At 66.9% G+C, this 17833-nt stretch carries 14 protein-coding genes, 1 pseudogene and 1 riboswitch; of the genes and pseudogenes, 6 read left to right on the forward strand and 9 right to left on the reverse strand.

The window, feature by feature from the left end; all coding sequences use genetic code 11:
- Position 1: 1 nt before the first annotated feature.
- Positions 2-1780 (reverse strand): ABC-F family ATP-binding cassette domain-containing protein, encoded by a 1779-nt coding sequence (locus AWC08_RS18150; RefSeq protein ID WP_065133451.1) that lies wholly within the window; start codon positions 1778-1780, stop codon positions 2-4.
- Between the two features lie 40 nt (positions 1781-1820).
- A riboswitch (cobalamin riboswitch) is annotated at positions 1821-1999 on the forward strand.
- Positions 2000-2110: 111 nt separating this feature from the next.
- Here AWC08_RS18150 and AWC08_RS18155 point away from each other — a divergent pair.
- The 3 genes from AWC08_RS18155 to AWC08_RS18165 all read left to right on the forward strand — a co-directional run bounded on the left by AWC08_RS18155 (position 2111) and on the right by AWC08_RS18165 (position 7129).
- Positions 2111-3787, forward strand: coding sequence for a PPE domain-containing protein (locus AWC08_RS18155; RefSeq protein ID WP_085088059.1), 1677 nt, complete (start codon positions 2111-2113; stop codon positions 3785-3787).
- A gap of 167 nt (positions 3788-3954) precedes the next feature.
- Entirely contained in the window at positions 3955-6942 is a 2988-nt protein-coding gene (locus tag AWC08_RS18160) for an acyl-CoA synthetase (protein ID WP_142283651.1), read from the forward strand.
- Complete coding sequence (locus AWC08_RS18165) at positions 6935-7129, forward strand: Trm112 family protein (RefSeq protein WP_065133443.1); 195 nt, start codon at positions 6935-6937, stop codon at positions 7127-7129. Before AWC08_RS18160 ends, AWC08_RS18165 begins: the two co-directional genes overlap by 8 nt.
- Here AWC08_RS18165 and AWC08_RS18170 read toward each other — a convergent pair.
- Genes AWC08_RS18170 through AWC08_RS18180 form a run of 3 tightly spaced genes read right to left on the reverse strand, consistent with a single transcriptional unit; the run spans position 7119 to position 9233 of the window.
- On the reverse strand, positions 7119-7727 hold the full coding sequence (locus AWC08_RS18170; RefSeq protein WP_069432921.1) for a TetR/AcrR family transcriptional regulator: 609 nt from the start codon (positions 7725-7727) through the stop codon (positions 7119-7121). The genes AWC08_RS18165 and AWC08_RS18170 overlap by 11 nt on opposite strands.
- A 1-nt stretch (position 7728) precedes the next feature.
- The gene (locus AWC08_RS18175) at positions 7729-8547 is read right to left on the reverse strand and encodes an ABC transporter permease (RefSeq protein ID WP_082986265.1); all 819 of its coding nucleotides are present in this window, start codon (positions 8545-8547) and stop codon (positions 7729-7731) included.
- Positions 8481-9233, reverse strand: a complete 753-nt coding sequence (locus AWC08_RS18180) for an ABC transporter ATP-binding protein (RefSeq protein ID WP_065133440.1) — start codon at positions 9231-9233, stop codon at positions 8481-8483. The genes AWC08_RS18175 and AWC08_RS18180 overlap by 67 nt, the downstream gene beginning before the upstream one ends.
- 57 nt (positions 9234-9290) lie before the next feature.
- Here AWC08_RS18180 and AWC08_RS18185 point away from each other — a divergent pair, with 57 nt between their 5' ends.
- Entirely contained in the window at positions 9291-9902 is a 612-nt protein-coding gene (locus tag AWC08_RS18185) for a DNA-3-methyladenine glycosylase (protein WP_142283652.1), read from the forward strand.
- 55 nt (positions 9903-9957) lie between these two features.
- On the opposite strand, the gene AWC08_RS18190 is transcribed toward AWC08_RS18185, so the two are convergent.
- Positions 9958-10848, reverse strand: coding sequence for a bile acid:sodium symporter family protein (locus AWC08_RS18190; RefSeq protein WP_065136616.1), 891 nt, complete (start codon positions 10846-10848; stop codon positions 9958-9960).
- 106 nt (positions 10849-10954) lie between these two features.
- Here AWC08_RS18190 and tyrS point away from each other — a divergent pair, with 106 nt between their 5' ends.
- Positions 10955-12235: a tyrosine--tRNA ligase gene (gene tyrS, locus AWC08_RS18195; protein WP_083271030.1), complete on the forward strand. Its 1281-nt coding sequence runs from the start codon at positions 10955-10957 to the stop codon at positions 12233-12235.
- On the opposite strand, the gene AWC08_RS18200 is transcribed toward tyrS, so the two are convergent.
- The 3 genes from AWC08_RS18200 to AWC08_RS18210 form a co-directional block, all read right to left on the reverse strand.
- Entirely contained in the window at positions 12232-13488 is a 1257-nt protein-coding gene (locus AWC08_RS18200) for a YcaO-like family protein (RefSeq protein ID WP_083271029.1), read from the reverse strand. The two genes, tyrS and AWC08_RS18200, sit on opposite strands and share 4 nt — an antisense overlap.
- Before the next feature lie 291 nt (positions 13489-13779).
- Positions 13780-15258, reverse strand: a complete 1479-nt coding sequence (locus AWC08_RS18205; RefSeq protein ID WP_069432920.1) for a TfuA-like protein — start codon at positions 15256-15258, stop codon at positions 13780-13782.
- On the reverse strand, positions 15255-16505 hold the full coding sequence (locus AWC08_RS18210) for a YcaO-like family protein (RefSeq protein ID WP_065136618.1): 1251 nt from the start codon (positions 16503-16505) through the stop codon (positions 15255-15257). The genes AWC08_RS18205 and AWC08_RS18210 overlap by 4 nt, the downstream gene beginning before the upstream one ends.
- 577 nt (positions 16506-17082) lie before the next feature.
- Between AWC08_RS18210 and AWC08_RS18215 the strand changes: the two genes are divergently transcribed.
- Positions 17083-17433 carry a DUF732 domain-containing protein gene (locus tag AWC08_RS18215; RefSeq protein WP_065136619.1) on the forward strand — a complete coding sequence of 117 codons (351 nt, stop codon included), beginning with the start codon at positions 17083-17085 and terminating at the stop codon, positions 17431-17433.
- Here the strand turns inward: AWC08_RS18215 and AWC08_RS36590 are convergent.
- A pseudogene (locus AWC08_RS36590) lies at positions 17430-17833 on the reverse strand (PE family protein); the annotation flags it as partial. The gene AWC08_RS18215 and the pseudogene AWC08_RS36590 sit on opposite strands and share 4 nt — an antisense overlap.

Here is a 17833-nt window from a genome sequence, read left to right on the forward strand (position 1 = left end):
TTCATTCCAGCACCTCCGACAACTCCAGCCACTGTGCCTCGACCGCGGCGACCTCATCTTCGAGGTCGCGCAACTCCCGCGTCAATCGCGTGATGCCGACGTGGTCGGACTGGTCGTGCTCGGCGAGTTCGGTGTGCTTGGCCTCGATCCTGCCGGCGAGGCGGGCCAACTGGCGGTCCACGGAGGCCAGTTCCTTTTCGGCGGCCCGGCGCTGAGCCCCCGACATTGCCTGCTGATCGACCGGCGCCGGCCCGGATGTCTGCGCCGGCTTGGCGGATGACCTGTTGGCCAGGGCGAGGTATTCGTCGATGCCGCCGGGCAGATGCCGCAGTCGGCCATCGAGGATCGCGTACTGCTGATCGGTGATCCGTTCCAGCAGGTAACGGTCGTGTGAGACCACGATCAGGGTGCCCGCCCAGGAGTCCAGCAGGTCCTCAGTGGCCGTCAGCATGTCGGTGTCGACGTCGTTGGTGGGCTCGTCGAGCAGCAGCACATTCGGCTCCGACAGCAACGTGAGCATCAGCTGCAGGCGCCGGCGCTGACCGCCGGACAGCTCCCCGACGCGCGCCGAGAGCTGCCCGCGGCCGAAGCCCAGCCGCTCCAGCAGTTGCGTCGGTGTCATCTCGCGACCCTCGACCTCGTAGCCGCTCTGCAATCGTCCGAGCACGTCGGCGATGCGCTCGCCGGCCAGCGCGGTCAGCTCGTCGCCCTGCTGATCCAGCACGGCAAGGCGGACGGTCTTACCGCGCTTGACGCGGCCGGAGTCGGGTTGGACGGTGCCGGCGAGCAACCCCAGCAGGGTCGACTTGCCGGCGCCGTTGGCACCGACGATCCCGGTGCGTTCGCCGGGGGCGATCCGCCACTCGACGTCGCGCAGCACCGGGCGTCCGTCATAGGAGACCGAGACGTCGAGCAGGTCGATGACGTCCTTGCCCAACCGGGCCGTCGCGAGCTTGGCCAGCTCGACGGTGTTGCGCAGCGGCGGCACGTCGGAAATCAACTGGTTGGCCGCTTCGATGCGGAACTTGGGCTTGGAGGTGCGCGCGGGGGCTCCGCGGCGCAACCAGGCCAGCTCCTTGCGCATCAGATTCTGCCGTTTGGCCTCCGACGCGGCGGCCTGCCGGTCGCGCTCGACCCGCTGCAGCACGTATGCGGCGTAACCGCCTTCGAACGGTTCGACGATGCCGTCGTGCACTTCCCATGTCGCGGTCGCGACCTCGTCCAGAAACCACCGGTCGTGAGTGACGACCAGCAGCCCACCGCTGTTGCGTGCCCAGCGTTGCTGCAAATGACCCGCCAGCCATGTGATGCCCTCGATGTCGAGGTGGTTGGTCGGTTCGTCGAGAGCGATGACATCCCACTCGCCGATGAGCAACTGGGCCAGCTGCACCCGCCGGCGCTGGCCGCCACTGAGTGTGGAAACCCTTGCATCCCAAGCGATATCGGATACCAGACCGGCGACCACGTCACGCACCCGGCCGTCGCCGGCCCACTGGTGCTCGGGCTGGTCACCGACCAGCGACCAGCCGACGGTGTGCTCGGGATCCAGGCTGTCGGCCTGGGCCAGGGCGCTGACTCGCAGACCGCTGCGCTGGGTGACCCGGCCGGAGTCCGGCTTCAGCTGGCCGGTGAGCAGACCCAGCAGGCTGGACTTCCCATCGCCGTTGCGGCCGACGATGCCGATGCGCGCGCCGTCGTTGACGCCGAGGGTGACCGAATCGAAGATGACCTGGGTCGGATACGCCAGGTGAACGGCCTCGGCTCCGAGCAGGTGTGCCACTGGACTGAGGGTACCGGCCGCCTTGTCCGGTACCGCTGCGGCCAGCGGGATGCGACAATGCACCGGTTAGGCAATGACGATGCAGGAAGCCGGTGTGAAACCGGCGCGGTCCCGCCACTGTAATCGGGGAGCGACCCTCATACGCCACGGCGATTAGCTGGAAGGCGAGGCGAGCGGCGATCCGAGAGCCAGGATACTCGCGTCATCGCGTCCTGCGACCCGGGGCGGTGTACCCCGAGAGAGCGATCGCCGTCCGATGTCTACTCGGCTTTTTGTTTGTGATTTGTCAACCCCGGCAACATTTCCCGTTTCAAGCCGGGCGGTTGCGCAATGACCGCCCCGATCTGGATGGCCGCCCCGCCGGAAGTGCATTCGGCCCTGCTCAGTAGCGGCCCCGGCGCCGGGCCGCTCTTGGCGGGGGCGACGGCCTGGAGTTCGCTGAGCGCCAGCTACGCGGAGACGGCCCTGGATCTGGCCGCGGTGCTGGCGGCCGTGCAGGGCGGTGAATGGAGCGGTCCGACCGCCCAGGCGTACGTAACCGCCCACCTGCCCTATCTGGCTTGGCTCACCCAGGCCGGGGCGGACAGTGCGGCCATGGCCGCCCGACAGGAAATCGCGGCCACCGCTTGGGCCACCGCTCTGGCCGCGATGCCGACGCTGGCCGAACTGGCCGCGAACCACGCCACTCATGCAATCTTGACAGCGACGAATTTCTTTGGTGTGAACACGATTCCGATCGCGCTGAACGAGGCCGACTATGTGCGGATGTGGGTTCAGGCCGCCACCGTGATGAGCGCCTACCAGTCCGTCGCCGCGGCCGCGGTGGACACCGCGCCCCAAAGCGCGGCGGCGCCCGAGATCGTCACCACCGGTGCACTGGCCGCCGCCGAGCTGCCGCCGGACCGGCAGAACGACTTCTATCAGTGGCTCACCGACACCGGGTACATCGACTTCTACGACAACTACGTCCAGCCGCTGATCGACGCGCTGTCCAACCTGCCGTTCTTCCAGGCGCTGTTCGGCGGATTCGATCCGTATCTGGTCATCCTGGGAAACCCGCTGAGCTACCTCAGCCCGTTCAACATCGCGTTCGCCCTCGGCTATCCGATGGATATCGGCAGCTACGTGCTGTTCCTGTCGCAGATGTTCTCGTTCGTGGCGCTGGATCTCACGGCGGCGTTCGCCTCGGGCAATCCCACGACCATCGGATTCACCATCCTGTTCGTCACTGTTGAGATCATCGGCACCGTCATCACCGACACCATTGCGCTGCTGAAAACGCTGCTCGAACAGACCATCGTGTTGCTCGCGGTGGTGGTGCCCTTGTTGACCGCGCCGCTGGTGCCATTGGCGGCCGGTGCGGTGCTGGGGCCGATTGGTGTCAAAGGGCTGGTCGCGCTGGCCGCCGCCACCCCGGCGCCGCCCGTCGCGCCGCCGGTCACCCCGCCGGTGGCCGCTCTGGCCCCGACGGTGCCGACCTCCACTTCCTCGCCGGCCCCGGCGCCGGCCGAGGTAACCACGTCGCCCCCCGCGCCCGGTGCGACGCCGCCCACCGCGGCGCCGCCTACGGTGACCGGCACGGGCGTGGGACTGGGTTTGGGGGCCGGTATGGAGCACTTCGGCTATGTCGTGGGTGACCTCGGTTCGGTTGCCCGCAAAGCGGTGGGGGCGGGCGCTAGCAGAACGGCGCCGGACTCCCAGGGCGCCGAGGAGCCGGCGGCCGCGGCCGCGCCCCCCGAACCGGCCGGCACAGCGAAGCGGCGGCGGGCGAAGGTGACCCAGCTGGGCCGGGGGTACGAATACATGGACCCGGAGCCCGAGGTGTCCGCGTCGGCAACGGGTGCGAGGAGACCGGGGTTCGCCGGGACCTCAGTGCAGGGGCGGCTCGCCGCGGCGGGCCCCACGACGCTGGTCCACGGCGAGTTCGGGGTCGGGCCGCGCATTCCGCTGCTGCCGGGCACTTGGGAGGGGGAAGCGGGCGCCGGGTCGGCTGACGACCACGGGTGACGCAGCCTCAACCTCAAACGTGCTGGCACTCTTGGCTGCTCATTGCGTCCGGCACCGTCGGCCGCAGCGCGCCGGAGCGCAAGTGCAGTGACCTGGAACACACACCGAGCCCGATGTGCCATGATGTCCTCGCTGGTCAAGGCCGACGTCAGGAGCGTTGAGGAGCAGTGGTGGATCTCAATTTTTCGATGGTCACGCGACCCGTCGAGCGGCTGGTGGCCACAGCCCAGAACGGTCTGGAAGTGCTGCGGCTCGGGGGATTGGAGACAGGCAGCGTCCCGTCGCCGTCCCAGGTCGTCGAGACCGTGCCGATGTACAAGCTGCGACGATACTTCCCGCCGGACAACCGGCCCGGCCAGCCGCCGGTGGGTCCACCGGTATTGATGGTGCACCCGATGATGATGTCTGCCGACATGTGGGACGTCACCCGGGAAGACGGTGCGGTGGGCATCCTGCACGCCAGCGGGCTGGACCCGTGGGTCATCGACTTCGGCTCGCCCGACAAGGTCGAGGGCGGGATGCGGCGAACCTTGGCCGATCACATCGTCGCGCTGGATCAGGCCATCGACACCGTCAAGGACACTGCGGGCCAGGATGTGCACCTCGTCGGGTACTCCCAGGGCGGCATGTGGTGTTACCAGGTCGCGGCGTATCGAAGGTCGAAGAACCTGGCAAGCATCGTCGCATTCGGTTCGCCGGTCGACACCCTGGCCGCACTGCCGATGGGCATTCCGGCGAACATGGGCGCCGGCGTCGCCGATTTCATGGCCGACCATGTGTTCAATCGGCTGAACATCCCAAGTTGGATGGCGCGCACCGGTTTTCAGATGATGGATCCGATCAAGACGGCTCAGGCCCGGATCGATTTCGTGCGCCAGCTGCATGACCGCGAGGCGTTGCTGCCGCGGGAACAGCAGCGCCGGTTCCTCGAGCGCGAAGGGTGGATCGCCTGGTCCGGGCCGGCGATCTCGGAGCTGCTCAAGCAGTTCATCGCGCACAACCGGATGATGACGGGCGGTTTCGCCATCAACGGTCAGATGGTGACGCTGACCGACATCACCTGTCCGATCCTGGCTTTCGTCGGAGAGGTCGACGACATCGGCCAGCCCGCCTCGGTGCGCGGCATCCGGCGGGCCGCGCCGAACACCGAGGTCTACGAATGTCTGATCCGTACCGGGCATTTCGGCTTGGTGGTGGGATCCCGTGCCGCGCTGCAGAGTTGGCCGACCGTTGCCGAGTGGGTGCGCTGGATCTCCAGTAACGGCGACAAGCCGGCCAGCATCAGCCTGATGGTCGAGCAGCCCGAGGAACACAACGACAGCGGCGTGGCATTCAGCTCCCGCATCGCCCACGGCCTCGGCGAAGTGTCTGAGGCGGCGCTCGCGCTGGCCCGCGGCGCGGCCGACGCCGTGGTCGCGGCCAACCGCTCCATGCGCACCCTGGCCGTGGAGACCGTACGCACCCTGCCGCGGCTGGCGCGCCTGGGACAGCTCAACGACCACACCCGAATCTCGTTGGGCCGCATCATCGATGAGCAGGCCCACGACGCCCCGCAAGGGGAGTTTTTGCTGTTCGACGGCCGGGTGCACACCTACGAGGCGGTCAACCGGCGCATCAACAACGTGGTGCGCGGCCTGATCGAGGTGGGGGTGCGCCAGGGTGACCGGGTCGGCGTCTTGATGGCGACCCGGCCCAGCGCGCTGGTCGCGATCGCCGCGCTGTCCCGGCTGGGCGGTGTGGCCGTGCTGATGCGCGAAGACGTCGACCTGGCCGCGCAGGTGCGGCTCGGGGCGGTCAGCGAAATCCTCACTGATCCAACTAATCTCGAGGCGGCACGCCAACTTCCGGGCCAGATCCTGGTGCTGGGCGGTGGCGAGTCGCGCGATCTGCATTTGCCGGACGACGCTGAAGTCATCGACATGGAGCAGATCGACCCGGACGCGGTGCAGCTTCCCGCCTGGTACCGCGCCAATCCCGGATTCGCGCGCGACCTGGCGTTCATCGCATTCAACGCGGCCGGCGGCGAGCTGGTCGCCAAGCAGATCACCAACTACCGGTGGGCACTGTCGGCGTTCGGCACCGCGTCGACGGCCGCGCTGGACCGCAAGGACACGGTGTACTGCCTCACGCCGCTGCACCACGAGTCCGCCCTCTTGGTGAGTCTGGGTGGGGCGGTGGTCGGCGGCACCCGGATCGCGCTGTCGCGCAGCCTGCGCCCCGACCGGTTCGTCGCCGAGATCCGCCAGTACGGCGTCACGGTGGTGTCGTATACGTGGGCCATGCTGCGCGACGTGGTCGACGACCCTGATTTCGGCCTGCACGGCAATCATCCGGTGCGGCTGTTCATCGGTTCGGGCATGCCGACCGGTCTGTGGGAGCGCGTCTGCGACGCCTTCGCACCGGCCCACGTCGTCGAGTTCTTCGCCACCACCGACGGTCAGGCGGTGCTGGCCAACGTCTCCGGCGCCAAGGTCGGCAGCAAGGGCCGGCCGCTGCCGGGTGCCGGGCGCGTCGAACTCGGTGCGTACGACCCGGAGAACGACCTGATCCTCGAGAACGACGACGGCTTCGTCCAGGTGGCCGCCACCAACCAGATCGGTGTCCTGCTCGCCCAGTCGCGGGGACCGATCGACCCCACCGCGTCGGTCAAGCGAGGAGTTTTCGCACCCGCCGACACCTGGATCTCCACCGAGTACCTGTTCCGGCGCGACGAGGACGGCGATTTCTGGCTGGCCGGGCGGCGCGGCGCGGTGATCCGCACGGCGCGCGGCATGGTGTACGCCGAGCCGGTCGTCGATGCGCTCGGCCTGATCAACGGCGTCGACCTGGCGGTGACCTACGGGGTCTCCGCGGGTGGTCGGCAGCTGGCGGTCTCCGCCGTGACGCTGCGGCCCGGTGCGACGATCACCGCGGCCGATCTGACCGAGGCGGTGGAAAACATGCCCGTCGGGCTCGGGCCGGACATCGTGCACGTGGTGCCTAAGATGACGCTCAGCGCTACCTTCCGGCCCACCGTCAGCGCCTTGCGGGCGGCCGGAATCCCGAAAGCCGGCCGCCAGGCGTGGTACCTCGATGCCGCCACCCACCAGTTTCGCAAGCTGACCCCGGCCGCCCGTGCCGAGCTCAGCGGAAAGCAAGTCAATGCCGATGCTTGATGACACCCTGCTCAACATTCTGGTCTGCCCGGCCGACCGCGGCCCGCTGCTGCTGGTGAACGACGGTCGGGAGCTGTACAACCCCAGACTGCGCCGCGCCTACCGCATCGACGACGGCATCCCCGTTCTGCTGGTCGACGAGGCCCGCGACGTCGACGACGAGGAACACGGGCGACTTACGGCGTGAGGCCTTCGGGCAGCTCTCCGGTGAGGTAGTGCTGCAGGTTCGGCGCGATGGTCTGCACGATCTGCTCGGTCGGCAGTGACGCGAACGGCTCCACTTTGATGATGTAGCGCGCCATCACCACCCCCATCAGCTGCGAGGCGACGAACTGGGTGCGCAGCCTGCCCGTCCCCGGGGGATTGTCGACGCGGGATCCCACCGCGCCGCCGACGATCTCCTGCAGAAACGAGCGCGCCAGGCCCACGTCGTCGCCCGAGATCAGCGACCGCAGCGTGGCGATCAGCCCCGCGCCGAGTTCGGAGTCCCACAACGGCAGCAACAGCGACGGCAGCTTCAGGCCGAGTTCCTCGACCGGCACGTCCAGCAGCGGCCCGATCACCTGCATGGGGTCGATCGGAATGTGGATGACGGCGGCGAACAACTGCTCTTTGGTGCCGAAATAGTGGTGCACCAGGGCGGCATCCACGCCGGCTCCCTTGGCCACGGCTCGGATCGATGTTCGGTCAAAGCCGTTTACCGCGAACAACTCTCGTGCGCTTGCCAGAATGCGCTCCCGGCTGTCGGAGTTTCCCGCGGGCCGTCCGGGACGCCGGCCGGCCACGCTAGGGGGTTCTCCGCCGCAGTGTGGCGGCGGCCAGGCACATAGAGGCTAGGGCGAAGCTCAAGACGATGACCATGTCACGCACCGTAGTAGCCGTCAGCCCGGTGTGCGCACCGACCTGCTGCAGCGCCTCGAGGGCATAGCTGGCCGGCATGACGTCACTGAGCCAGTGCAGCCAATCGGGCATCGCGCTGCGCGGCACGATCACCCCGGCCAGCAGCAACTGCGGAACCACCACCACCGGCATGAACTGGACGGCTTGAAACTCCGTGCGCGCGAACGCACTACACAGCAGGCCCAGCCCAACGCCGAGCACCGCGTTGATGATGGCGATCACGAACACCCACAACGGACTGCCCGCGGTGGACAGGCCGAGCAGCCAGAACGACACCAGGCAGGCCAGAATGGCTTGCGCCGCAGCGGCAATGGAGAACGCGGTGCCGTAGGCGGCCAGCAGGTCCAGCCTGCGCAGCGGAGTGGTCAGGATCCGCTCCAAGGTTCCCGACGCGCGCTCCCGCTGCATCGTGATCGAGGTGATCAAGAACATGAGCAGCAACGGAAACAGACCCAGCATCACCAGGCAGGCGGCGTTGAACGGCGTCGGCGTGCCGGGGCGGTGCGGCACGTTTTCGAACATGAAGTACATCAGCGTGATGACCAGGCTGGGCACCAGCAGGATCATGGCCACGCTGCGGTGGTCGGCGGCCAGTTGGCGCAGAATCCGCGCCGTGGTGGCGGTGTAGCCCTTGATCCCTAACCGGCGAGGGGCTCGGTGCTGCGGCGGATGATGGACAGAAACGCTTCCTCCAGTGACGTGCATGACGTGTCCTCTCGTAGTTGGGTCGGGGTGGTGTGGGCGACCAGGCGGCCTTCGCGCATCAGCAGCAGATCACCGCAGTGATCGGCTTCGTCCATCACGTGACTGGACACCAGCAGCGTGGTGCCGCTTTGGGCCAGCTCACTGAACTGAGACCAGAGGTCCACGCGCAGAACCGGATCCAGGCCCACGGTGGGTTCGTCGAGCACCAGCAGCTCGGGGCCGCAGACCAGCGCGCAAGCCAGGGACACGCGGATGCGCTGGCCGCCGGACAGATTGCTGCAGTAGGCCGTGCGGTGATCGGTGAGGCCCACCCGGTCGATCGCGTAATCGGCGGCCTGCCCATCGTGCCCGTACAACGTGGCGAAATACCGGACGTTGTCGACGACCCGCAGGTCGTTGTAAATGGTCGGGTCCTGGGGCACGTAGCCGACCCGGCGGCGCAACGCCGCCGACCCCGCTGGGTGGCCGAGCACGGTGACGGTGCCGGCGGTGACGATCTGCGTCCCGACGATGCTGCGCATCAGCGTGCTCTTGCCGCACCCGGAAGGGCCGAGCAGGCCCGTGATGCTGCCCCGGGCGATCTGGACGGAAAAGTCGTGCAGCGCCGTTCGTTTGCCGCGGTTGACCCGCAGGTGTTCGATGCTGACCGCCGGGCCGGTTAATTCATCGTGCGATGAAGTCATCATGTGATGAATATCCGCCCCGTGGCCGGCGCTTGTCAAGAGCCGGGCAGAATCGGTTCGGTGAACGCTCCCGAACTGCGGGTGGATCCGGTCGCGGCCGCCCACCGGCTACTCGGAGCGCGCTTGAGAGCCCGGGGTGTCACGGCGTTGATCGTCGAGGTCGAGGCCTACGGCGGAGTCCCCGATGGGCCCTGGCCGGACGCCGCCGCGCACTCCTATCGGGGGTTGCGAGAGCGCAACGCCGTCATGTTCGGTCCGCCCGGGCGGCTGTACACCTACCGCAGCCACGGGATCCATGTTTGCGCCAACGTCGCGTGTGGACCCGACGGAACCGCCGCGGCGGTCCTGGTAAGGGCGTGCGCGATCGAGGAGGGGATTGATGTGGCTCGGGGACGGCGCGGGGCGGCGGTTCGTGGCAGCGCACTGGCCCGGGGGCCGGGAAATCTCTGCGCGGCACTAGGAATCACCATGGAGGACAACGGTATTGACTTGTTCGACCCGCACGGCCCGGTGACGCTGCAACTCGGCGCACCGCTGACGGCGACCGCGGGGCCGCGGGTGGGGGTCAGCCAGGCCGCGGACCGGCCGTGGCGGCTGTGGCTGGCCGGTCGGCCCGAGGTGTCGGCCTACCGGCGAAGTCCGCGGGCGCCGGCCCCGGGCATGAGCGACTAGTTCGCGCCCACTCTGAGGAATTACTGCCGAACTTCGAGTAGCGGCCTGCGAATTTTCAGGCTGGACGACCGATGGACGGCGGCGACGCCCGGCGATAGGCCGGATCCAGCCTGCGCACGACGAACAGGAAGGTCAGTGCGACCAACGGGGCCAGGACGCCGTAGACCGCCGCCGGTGTGGCCATTTCGGCGTTGTTGAGCAGTTGCGGGCTCAGCGCGATGCCAATCGCCACCACGGCGTTGTGCAGACCGATTTCCAGGCTGACGGCGATGGCCTGGCGCGGTGCCAGTCGCATCCAACGGGGGGCGAGGTAACCGACCGTCAAGCTGATCGCGCAGAAGGACACAACGGCCACGCTGAGCACGCCGAAATTCTTCACCAGCGTCGTCCGGCCGCCGGCGATGCCCGCGGCCAGCGCGACCACCAGCAGCACCGCCGCGGCGATCCGGACCGGCTTGTGCAGTCGCTGCGCCAGATCTGGAAAGCGGTGGCGGACGGCGACGCCGATGGCGGTGGGTATCAGCACGACCGCGATCACCCCGAAAAACTTGTCGAACTGCAGCGGGATGAAGCGCCCGTCACCCAGGAACCAGGTCATCGACAACGACAGGATCGCCGGTATCGCGAAGATCGACAGCACCGCGTTGACTGCGGTCAGCGTCAAATTGAGGGCCAGGTCCCCGTCGGCCAGATGGCTCAGGACGTTCGCCAGCGTCCCGCCCGGCGTTGCCGCCATCAACATCAGCCCGACCGCCAGGTTCGGCTCGAGTTCGAGGGCCTCGGCAATGAGCAGGCAGAGCACGGGGAGCAACACCGACTGACACAGCAGCGCCACCAGCAGTGGGCGGCGCAGCGTGGCGGCGCGCCGGAAGTCGTCCACGGTGAGCGTCAGGCCCAGGGCGAGCATGATCGCCACGACGACCAACGGGAAGAAGCGGTTGTCCATAACCCTCCGCAAACTACCTCATGGCGGCGTGCGGGCCACCGGCTGGAATCAGGCTGAACGCATCCGGCCCGCACCGGCCGGCGACCGCCCTGGAAGGATCTCAGGCATGGGTAACGAGTCGTCCGGGATTCTCGATGAGCTGGATTGGCGTGGACTGATCGCGCAATCCACCGACCTCGACGCGCTGGCGGCCGAGGCGCGGCGGGGGCCGATGACCGTGTACGCCGGATTCGACCCCACGGCGGCCAGCCTGCACGCCGGGCATCTGGTGCCGCTGCTGGCGCTGCGCCGCTTCCAGCGCGCCGGGCACCGCCCGATCGTGCTGGCGGGCGGGGCCACCGGGATGATCGGCGACCCCCGCGAGGTTGGTGAGCGCAGTCTGCAGGAGGCCGACACGGTGGCCGAGTGGGCCGAGCGGATCCGCGGGCAGTTGGAGCGCTTCGTCGACTTCGACGATTCTCCGACGGGCGCGATCGTCGAGAACAATCTTCAGTGGACGGGTGCATTGTCGGCCATCGAGTTCCTGCGCGACATCGGAAAGCACTTCTCGGTCAACGTGATGCTGGACCGCGACACCGTGCGGCGCCGTCTGGAGGGGGAAGGCATCTCCTACACCGAATTCAGCTACATGCTGTTGCAGGCCAACGACTATGTCGAACTTCGCCGCCGGCACGGCTGCTCGCTGCAGATCGGCGGGTCCGATCAGTGGGGCAACATCATCGCCGGCGTCCGGCTGGTGCGCCAAAAGCTCGGCGCCGCGGTACATGCGCTCACGGTGCCACTGGTGACGTCATCCGACGGAAAGAAATTCGGCAAGTCCACCGGTGGCGGCAGCCTGTGGCTGGACCCGCAGATGACCAGCCCGTACGCCTGGTACCAGTACTTCGTCAACACCGCAGACGCGGACGTGATCCGCTACCTGCGCTGGTTCACCTTCTTGTCCGCCGAGGAGCTCGCCGAGTTGGAACAGGCGACCGCCGAGCGCCCGCAGCAACGCGCCGCACAACGCCGGCTGGCCGCCGAACTGACCACTCTTGTGCACGGTGAGGCGGCCACCGAGGCCGTTCAGCACGCCAGTCGGGCGTTGTTCGGACAGGGCGAGCTGGAGCGGCTGGACGAGGCGACGCTGTCCTCGGCGTTGCGCGAGACTTCGGTAGCGGAATTGAAACCCGGTGAGCCGGAAGGGATTGTCGACCTGCTGGTGGCCGCCGGTCTCTCCGAGAGCAGAAAAGCCGCGCGGCGCACCATCGGCGAGGGTGGGGTTTCGGTCAACAACATTCGCGTCAGTAGCGACGAGTGGTCGCCGCAGCCAACGGATTTCCTGTACGGACGGTGGCTGGTGCTGCGCCGCGGCAAGCGCAATGTGGCTGGTGTGGAAAAGCTCTAGGGGGTCTGTTCCTCGAGCGCGACGCGCATTGGTGATTGGTGCGCCAGATTCAGGCCAGGAGTGATGACTTTCACCACGGGAATGCAAGCGTGGGCGAAATCGCACACCGCCGCGACCGGCTCGATGCCGGTCTCGGCGGTCACCGCCACCGCCGCCGAAACGAGTAGGTCGTCGATGGAGCTTACCTCTGGAACATCCCACGTCATCGGCGCTGCGGTCGGCATCTGCCTGGTGGACCAGTCCAACTGGGAATACGAGTGGACCTGGGCGAAGCGGTCGTAAATCAGCGACGGCAGGTCCTCCCGCGCCCCGCTGATGGCCGTCAGGCGTGACTGTGCGGCCTCGGTGATCGCCCGGGACAGCGCAACGTTGGGGTCGTGGTGCAACCCATGTCCGGAGAAGGGCACCTCCGTCATGTTCGACCGCAATGACGCGGTGAAGCAGTGGAATCCGGGCCAACTGTCGAGCCGGGCAATCTGTATCTCGCTGCCGGCTTGCTGAATCATTTCCACCAGTTCAGCGCAGCGCGACCCGACGACATCGTCCAACGGCACCTCGAACAACGTCGAGCCGGGGTGGGCGCTGGCGAGGCTGTGGCGTTCCATGCTCTCGTACAAGCCGTGCAAAGCGGCTTCGGAATAGGTGTTGCCGGAAGCCAATCCGTTGGTGTCCATCAAGAATACGGGTGGGTTCCACTCATCGCGGACGGCGACGTTCACCAGTACGGTTTCCGACGGAACCCAGGTGGGCCGCCCGCTGATTAGAGTCGTCGCGATATTCCAGTCGAGCTTGGCTTCAGGATGGTAGAGGCTCGCGCTGCGGCGACGAAGTTGCGCGGGGTCGTAGGTTAAGCCGGAGCCCAGTTCGGTTGTGGTGGTGCGGAACAGATCGGCCGTAACGTTTTCGGCGTGCCAGTTCTCCATCGACTCCATCACCGCGGACACCTGGGCCGCACGGTACGTCGCGGCCTTGCCCTGGCTTACCGACAGGGTCAGGGAGGCGGGGCGTACCGCTTGCACCGTCGGGATACCGAGATCGTCGAGCCAGGTAAGGTCCGCAACGCGGGTGATGCCGGCGGCTCCCAGCAGGGGCTGCAACGCGAGCCAGGTTTCTTCGGGCGAGATCAAGCGGTGGGTGCCGGCCCGATAACTGATCGTTTTCGAGTCGGCACGTCCCAACGCGCGTGCCGGCCACGGCGACCAGTCCGGGCCCCGCGCCTGATCGGCGCGGTTCGCGTGCAGCGTCGGCATCATGCGATTACCCGCGGTCTTCGGTGGTCGGTGTGACGGGTCAGTCGACCGCGGTGTCGGAAGTGAAGAAGAAAGTCATGGCGCTGCTCTCGTAAGACACCGCACTCTCGGTGAACAGGAGTTCGTGATTCATACGACATTTCCTTTCGTGCTCATGGACAGATTTCGAGATTTCAGGTACGTCAGGCGACAAATGGCGCTTCGATGAACCCGTCCGACTGATTCTTCACGCCGTTTGCAGACTTGGCTTCCCCCTACCGGAGGGCGCCACGTATGAATCTTGTTGTCCGCCAATCAGGGGACAACGAATGGGGCAGCACCCTGGTGGGCGGTGCCCAACCTGCCCACCTCGATGGACGGCAATTGGTTGTCGGCGGCCGCGACGGCGAAAAGTGTGGCGGCCGAGTAGAAGGCTTCTTCGGTCATCAGACCACGCTGGGCGAGTTCAATGCGGTCCACCTCGGTGCCCCATAGTTTGCCGAAGAGGGCCTTCAGTTGCTTTGGATCCGGTCGGCGCAAATTCAAATGTGGTTTGAGCCTCGCTAATTCGTCCCTGCGAGCCAGCGCCGCGGCGGCGAGGGTGCGCCATTCAGGCAGTCGCGGATCTTGGCGCAGTAGCTCGAGGAAATGCCGGATCGCCGGTAGCGACCGGGCGAAGAACAGCGTGCGGGTGGTCAGTCGCGCCGAGATGGCTACCGGGTCGCTGCGTAGGCTTTCACGCTCCTCTGTAGTGAGCCAGTGGCCCCACACGTGCTCGGGAAAGCCTGATTCGTCAATGATTCCGGTGGCAATTGCGTAACGGTGAGCCACTGCCTCCAGCGATCGTTCGTAGTTGTCCGCCGTCATCTCTGCGGCGGCTTGCGAGGCCCGGTCACGGACGCTGCCGACATCGCCGGGGTGCGTCAGGCTCCAATGCCAGGCCGCAACCTGTTCAAGGGCGGGAAGGTATGCCCAGCGGTCGGTCGCGCAGACGCTCAACATCGAAAGGACTTCGAGGTCAAGAATATCGACGGCCGATTGAGTGCCGTCCTCGGTGGTGACGGCCACCGGGGTGGGTGGTGCCCACCGCTGCCGCCAACGCTCCGACCAGATGGTTGGCGGCGGGCCGGGGCGCACCGCGGCGTTACCCTGGCCCCGGACGACCTCGTTCAGCGCCAGAACCGCATCCGCATGCTTGACATCAACCCGTAGCGACGTCAGTTGCTTGGCGAGGTAACCACTTTCGGGCGCGTCGACAGCGTCCAGCAGCCGCTGCCAAGTGCGCTGGGTGAACGGTGTCATGCGTGCGGTCTCGACTAGCCGGTCAGCCAAAGCGATTGACAAAAGCCCGGATTCGGCAGCACGCGCTACCGTTTGCCGAATATTGACCAGCGCATCGACGAAGACGGGATACCCATCCTCAGGATCGCCGTGCACCATGCCGACTTCGTCGTCGGCGTCGATGACGCCGTCACGGTATCCCTCGAAGACCCAGCCGTAACCCTCCATGCCGAACGGGTGTAATTCGGCGGCGCGCAGCGCACCCATGCTCGAGGAGCCGACCACCCGCACACCGTCGTCCATGAGCGTCAGCAGCTCCTTATGCCGCACCGACGCACTCTGGAAGAAGAGGCCGTCGACGATGAGTAGCGTATCGCCGGAGCGCAACCCGTAGCGCAACGCGTCGCCGAACGAAATCGGTGGGACCACTTCGGCATGGGGGATCACCGCATGAATGTCAGCGGCGCCGATGGTGGGTCCTGCGGTGACGACGATGCGAGCCGTGGCGGTCATGAGTGCTCCTGCAAGGGGGTGCGCAAGGGTGATTGAACCGTCGCGGACATGCCGGGCGCGATCACCTTGACCACGGGCACGCAGGCGTCGGGAAAGTCGCACACCACCGCAAGCGGCTCGGCGCCGGCCACTCCCGCGACGGCGGTCGCCGCCGAAGCGAGCAGTTCGCCCAGCGAGTCGGTGCTGGTGATGTGCCAGGGCGTGGGGTCACCTTCCGGCATGGGCTGCATGGACTTTCGGGCGGGCGCGAAGGTGTGCATGCGGGCGAATCTTTGGTAGATCGCCGACGGCAGATCCTCGCGTGCTCCACTGATCGCGGTCAGTCGCGATTGCGCGGCTTCGGTAATGGCCCGGGACAGTGCGACATTGGGATCGTGGTGTAGACCGCTGCCACTGAACGGGATCTCCATCATGGGTGAGGTGATCTCGGCGGCGAAGCAGTAGAAGCCGTCCCAGACGTCCATCCGGGCGACCTGCAGTTCACTTCCCGCGCGGTGAATCATCTCGACCAATTGCGCGCAATCAGAGCGGACGACGTCCTCGATCGGCACCTCGAACAGGGTGGAACCCGGCTGCGCGGCGGCCATGCCGTAGCGTTCCATGACCTCGTACAGACCGTGCAGCGTCGCTTCGTGGTAGCTGTTGCCCGAGGCCAGTCCCGTCGTGTCCATGCCGAAAATCGGTGGCCCCCAGGAGTCGTTGACCGAGATGTTCACCAGGGTGGCCAGCCACGGGACCCAGGTTCGGCGGCCGGTCAGCAGTGTCGTCGCGGTCATCCAGTCAAGCTTGGCCCCGGGGTGATAGAAACTGCCCGCCGGGCGGTTGAGATCAGCCGGGTCATACGTCAGCACATCGGTGAGATCGGTTGTGGGCGTTGAAAATAGGTCAGGTGTGATGTTCTCGACGTGCCAGTTCTCCAGGGATTCCATGGCGGCGGACACCTGAGCGGCCCGGTAGGTGGTGGCCTTGCCCTGGCTCACCGACAGGGTCAACGATGCCGGGCGCACGGCCTGTACGGTCGGAATGCCGAGGTCGTCGAGCCAGGTGAGATCGGCGACCCGGGTGATGCCGGCCGTCGCCAGGTGAGGCTGGATGGCCGACCAGGTCTGGTCGGGGGAAATGATGCGGTGGGTGCCCGCGTGGTGGCCGATTGTGAGCGGGTCGGCGTGGCCCAATACCCGTGCGGGCCAATGTGACCAATCGGGGCCGCTGAGTTGTGTAGTCCCGTGGCTTGGCGGTTCCGGCATGGGCTTCACGCTACTGAGTAAGGGCATCATCGGAAGACAATTGGTCCGGTTGGACAAGAAAAGTCCAGCGGGATCTCATCGCGAGGGGGAGGGGGAGGGTGGGCGATGAGACCCCGCTGGAAATCTGTCACTCGGCGACGTCAGCCACCGTGAAAAAGGGCGTGGTGTACGCGCACTCGTTCTCGCAGAACAGGGTTTCGTAGGACATCGGAGGTTCCCTTCCGGGTAGTGGGTTGGCTAGCTCACTCGGCGTCGCCGGCGTGGAACGCCGGAGCACAGTAGGAGTTCTCGGTCTCGCAGAACAGGGTCTCGTAGGCCATGGGAAGTTCCTCTCGTGGTTGTGCCTTCGTACGAGAAAAATTCTCGGCCGCACCACGCCGCCGTGGTATCCCACTGCTGGCTGGTGTGCGGCGGAAACCCGTGTCCGCCGTAGACATGAAGGGTGTTGTCCACCAAACGGGGGACAGCGGGCGCGATAACGCGCTCTGCGCCCGGCAGCGGGATCAAAACGCTTTAGTGGGCAAACCTTTACCCCACCGTGTTGTGAACGTGACTGTTGTTGAGCACTGTTGTCACGATGACCGCACCCGCGATCGCCCTCAGAGCGCTGGCTGTCGCCGCAGGCGTGTTCGGTGTGTCGGCCACTGTAGCGGCTCCGATCCACGCCGACATGATGGGCAATGCGTTTCTGAATGCGCTCAATAACGCGGGCATTCCCTACAGTCAGCCGGCCACTGCGATAGCACTCGGCCGCTCGGTATGTCCCAAGGCGCTGTCGCCGGGTGGATCTTTCGACGCCATCGTCTCCGAGATGGCCGAGATCAACGGCCTGTCCCAGGAGCGGGCGGCCGCGTTCACCATCGTCGCGATAGCGACCTACTGCCCGGCGTTGATCGCACCCATGCTGCCGCATCGACTGCAGGCCTAATCGGGCCACCTCTGATAGCCGGGTGTTCCGGGACTGCCGGTGCCGCCCGGCATTCCGTCACGCGCGATGTCATCCAGGCCGCCGTTCCTCGTTCCTGCCAGGCCCGCCGCTCCTGGTGCCCCTGCCGCTCCAGCGGCGCCGGGCGTGCCCCAGGTGCCGCTACCCCCGGCGCCTCCGTTGCCGGCTTTTCCGTTGTTGCTGCTGAGGTTGAAACCCGAGCCGCCGTCGCCGCCGTTCTGTACAGCGGTGCCCGCACCGCCTGACGCGCCGCTGCCCGCGGCGCCGGCGGCTACCGTGCCCGAGATGGAGGGGCCGGCCGCGTCGGCGCCGGTCCAGCCGGTGCCGCCTTGGCCGCCGTTGCCGCCGTTGCCGATGAGGTAGGTGTTGCCGCCGGTGCCGC

Origin of the sequence: Mycobacterium gordonae (genome assembly GCF_002101675.1) — a bacterium.
In the GTDB taxonomy this organism is placed as follows: Bacteria; Actinomycetota; Actinomycetes; order Mycobacteriales; family Mycobacteriaceae; genus Mycobacterium; species Mycobacterium gordonae.

Coding starts and splice junctions, on each gene's coding strand:
- AWC08_RS18155 (WP_085088059.1), top strand. CDS start 2,111: ATGACCGCCCCGATCTGGATGGCCGCCCCGCCGGAAGTGCATTCGGCC.
- AWC08_RS18165 (WP_065133443.1), top strand. CDS start 6,935: ATGCTTGATGACACCCTGCTCAACATTCTGGTCTGCCCGGCCGACCGC.
- AWC08_RS18175 (WP_082986265.1), bottom strand. CDS start 8,547: ATGCACGTCACTGGAGGAAGCGTTTCTGTCCATCATCCGCCGCAGCAC.
- AWC08_RS18180 (WP_065133440.1), bottom strand. CDS start 9,233: ATGATGACTTCATCGCACGATGAATTAACCGGCCCGGCGGTCAGCATC.
- AWC08_RS18190 (WP_065136616.1), bottom strand. CDS start 10,848: ATGGACAACCGCTTCTTCCCGTTGGTCGTCGTGGCGATCATGCTCGCC.
- tyrS (WP_083271030.1), top strand. CDS start 10,955: ATGGGTAACGAGTCGTCCGGGATTCTCGATGAGCTGGATTGGCGTGGA.
- AWC08_RS18200 (WP_083271029.1), bottom strand. CDS start 13,488: ATGATGCCGACGCTGCACGCGAACCGCGCCGATCAGGCGCGGGGCCCG.
- AWC08_RS18205 (WP_069432920.1), bottom strand. CDS start 15,258: ATGACCGCCACGGCTCGCATCGTCGTCACCGCAGGACCCACCATCGGC.
- AWC08_RS18210 (WP_065136618.1), bottom strand. CDS start 16,505: ATGCCGGAACCGCCAAGCCACGGGACTACACAACTCAGCGGCCCCGAT.
- AWC08_RS18215 (WP_065136619.1), top strand. CDS start 17,083: ATGACCGCACCCGCGATCGCCCTCAGAGCGCTGGCTGTCGCCGCAGGC.